The sequence below is a fragment of the Coleofasciculus sp. FACHB-712 genome (genome assembly GCF_014695635.1).
Classification (GTDB): domain Bacteria; phylum Cyanobacteriota; class Cyanobacteriia; order Cyanobacteriales; family FACHB-T130; genus FACHB-T130.
This window is the reverse complement of sequence record NZ_JACJOQ010000252.1, coordinates 1-3,234: the sequence shown is the minus strand read 5'-3', so window position 1 is coordinate 3,234 and position 3,234 is coordinate 1. Positions and strand designations below refer to the sequence as shown.

The window sequence follows — 3,234 nt, the reverse complement described above, 5'->3', positions numbered from 1 at the left end:
GAACGGCGTCTCGCTTTGCAGGATATTCGCTCCCAGCAGGAACAGCCGTTCACCATCGCCTTCGACCAGCTGCGGCAAGCCATGTACCAGAATCATCCCTACGGATTCTCCAGCTTGGGAACCGAAGCCACTGTCTCTGGTTTAAGCCGCGCCGACCTCCAGCATTACCATCAGACGTATTTCCGTCCCGATAACCTAGTTATCAGTATTGCCGGTCGCCTGACTCCCCAAGACGCCACTGATTTGGTTAATCAAGTGTTTGGAGATTGGCAGAGTGGAACCACCCCTCTACCTACCCTCAGTCTGCCCCAAATCACCCCTGAACCCATTTCTTGCGCTACCCCACAAGATACGCAGCAATCCATCGTGATGCTGGGCTACGTCGCGCCATCCGTGCAAGAAACCGACTACGCCTGCCTGAAACTGCTCAATACTTACTTGGGCAACGGTCTTTCTAGCCGCTTGTTTGTGGAACTGCGCGAGAAGCGGGGATTGGCTTACGATGTCTCAGCTTTTTATCCGACTCGGCTAGAAACCTCTCAGTTTGTGGTATATATGGGCACGGCACCGGAAAACACCGCAATCGCCTATGAAGGCTTGCGAACTGAAGTGGAACGCCTTTGCACCACTCAACTGAGCGATCGGGAGCTGCAAGCTGCCAAAAACAAGCTGCTTGGTCAATACGCTCTCGGCAAACAAACTAATGCTCAGCTGGCTCAAGTTTTCGGCTGGTACGAAATTTTGGGTCTGGGAATTGAGTTTGATACCGAGTTTCAAGAAAAAGTTACCAGCGTCACTCCAGAGTTCATCCAAAAAGTGGCTTCCCGGTATTTCACCGAACCTTATGTCTCTCTCGTTGGCCCAGCCGAAAAATTAGACATTAAAAATTAAAAAAGGAAAAAAGTAAAAAGACAAAGTAAAAATGAAAGATTTTTTCTTGAACCTTTTCGCTTTTTCCAATCGCGTTGTAAAGTCAAGAGGAAAAAGCGATGAAAAAAACATCCTTTTGCCTTTTTGTAAACTCAAGAGGAAAAAGTAAAAATGAAAAAAAACATTCTTTTGCCTTTTGCCTTTTTACTTTTACCTTTTATGGCGATCCCCAGTGATGCCAAAGAAATCGCCCAGACATTTCCATCCGCAACCGTCACCCGGCAAACGTTACGACCTGGTAGCCAAGGGACTGAAGTAGCGGAACTCCAGGCAGCCCTTAAACTATTGGGTTACTATAATGGCGACGTAAATGGCGTGTATGGGGAAAATACCGCGATCGCAGTTTCCCGTTTTCAGCAAGCCGCTGGTTTAGCACCGGATGGAATCGTGGGTGCAGAAACCTGGAAGCGTTTATTTCCAGTCGCCCCACTATCGGAATCTACAGCAGCCGCGACGCCACTGGTTATCCCGTCTCCTTCAGCTTCAACAATTTCTACCACTGGGGCAGCATCTTTTCCCGTCCCAACTACGACAAACACCGCTGCCAATCCCAGACCAGCGGCAACTTCCCGTCCCAGTGTGAATGTTCCAGCCTCCAACAGTCCGGCAACGACTGCCAGAACCCCCAACGGTCCGGCAACCGCTGCCAGAACCACCGCTAACCGTTCCACAACTGCTGCTCCTAGCTCTCAGACACGGACGAACCCGCAGCAGCCCAGACAGCTCGATTTTCCAGTTCTGAGGCTGGGAACGCAAGGCCCAGCCGTTACCAGTTTGCAACAGCGCCTGCGAACCCTTGGCTTTTTCAAAGGAACGGTGAATGGTGTCTTTGGTGAAACGACTCAAACTGCGGTCAAAGCTGCTCAACAAAGATTTAAGCTAGACGCCGACGGTGTAGTGGGTCCAGCGACTTGGAACGTTTTGCTGCGTTAATTAAATAGCAATTATAAAAAAATAAAATGACATAAATCCGTTTTCTTGATGAAAACGGTTTTTTTTACGCTTTTTTGAACAACTGCGTGCTGTTTTCACGGACTTCTTCCTTTCGATTTTTCGATCTCAATCCTTGGATGGAGGAGACAATCCATTCTCAGATAGAGAGATTCAGGCAAGACTAACGGATATCGTATTGCTTATAAAGACAAAACAGCTAAGTAAATAACTTTCTTAGCTTGTAGTTGCCAATCAATCTAAAAAAATCAGGGTCTTCTCGGTTTCCTGATTGACACAAAGAGTTCGATCGACATTCATGTACAACCACCCTAAAACCGATAACAATCAAAGGCCTAAATCGGTCTATCAGGGTAGAGGCAATTCTGAACGGGTTTCCTACCAGAATGAGTACCTTAAAGGTCGCAATTCTGAACGTCGTTTTCAGGAACAGAGCTATCTCGTTGATGAGAATACCAATGCCTTGACTAATTTGCTGATGAATCTTGCTTTCACATCGATTGTAAGTTTCCTCGTTGGAACTCTGTTCTTCGTTGCTCAGCGAAATGAATCTTCTCTACCCTCTGTGCCTGTTCCCAATGACAGTCCCTCTCAAAGCATCGAGAAAAAGACAACCATCTTTGAAAGAACTGTAGATAAATATTCAGGAAATTCAGGAACTCGTTCCAGCACCTCAATAACAAGCAGGACAGGGGACATTGAAAACAAGGTTTCTAACTCTGCGCGAGGTAGGCTCCTAACCTTGCTAGCTAGGCTTGGTTGAGACAGCGTTGCTCAAATCTACTGACCATAAACAGTTTTAAACATCCTTTTCTGCCTTTAAACCATTCAGGAGTTGTAGTAATACTCATGTCTAACCTACAAAATCGCAACAACGATAACCGTGAAGTTCCCCAGAACCCAAATCAGCCGGTTTCTCCCCATAATCCGGTTGGCCCAACTAACACGGTTCACGGGAATGGCACTGTAGACCCAGGCAAAGTGACCTCCTATCGAGATGGTTATGTCCACGGTCGCGTTTCCGAGCGCCGCGTCAACGAGGAAGGACAAGAAATCCGCGATAATAATAATGCCGCCAGAGGCTTGTTGATAGGGATTGCCCTCACCTCTCTGCTAGGGTTGACCCTCGGTGCCCTCTACTTCCTCAACCAACGAAATCAGCAGGTAGAAGAGTACACTGCGCCTGCGCCTGTGGTGGTTCCCGTACCTTCCCCTTCACCTTCAGCTTCTGTTGCACCGAACTCAACTGCACCAGATACGTCTTCATCGGGCGCTTCTCAACAGCCTACACAAGAGAGAATTATCGAAAGAACCACAGTTGAGAAGGCTCCTACGGTGATTCAGGTTCCTCAG

At 47.8% G+C, this 3,234-nt stretch carries 2 protein-coding genes and 1 pseudogene; all 3 read left to right on the top strand.

What is annotated here, in order from left to right; all coding sequences use genetic code 11:
- A partial coding sequence (locus H6F50_RS07235; RefSeq protein WP_190427952.1) for a pitrilysin family protein occupies positions 1 to 891 on the top strand: 891 nt, incomplete at its 5' end.
- A 150-nt stretch (positions 892 to 1,041) separates the two neighbouring features.
- Positions 1,042 to 1,863, top strand: a complete 822-nt coding sequence (locus H6F50_RS26970) for a peptidoglycan-binding domain-containing protein (RefSeq protein WP_190427950.1) — start codon at positions 1,042 to 1,044, stop codon at positions 1,861 to 1,863.
- An 867-nt stretch (positions 1,864 to 2,730) separates the two neighbouring features.
- Positions 2,731 to 3,234 (top strand): annotated as a pseudogene (locus H6F50_RS07225) (hypothetical protein); the annotation flags it as partial.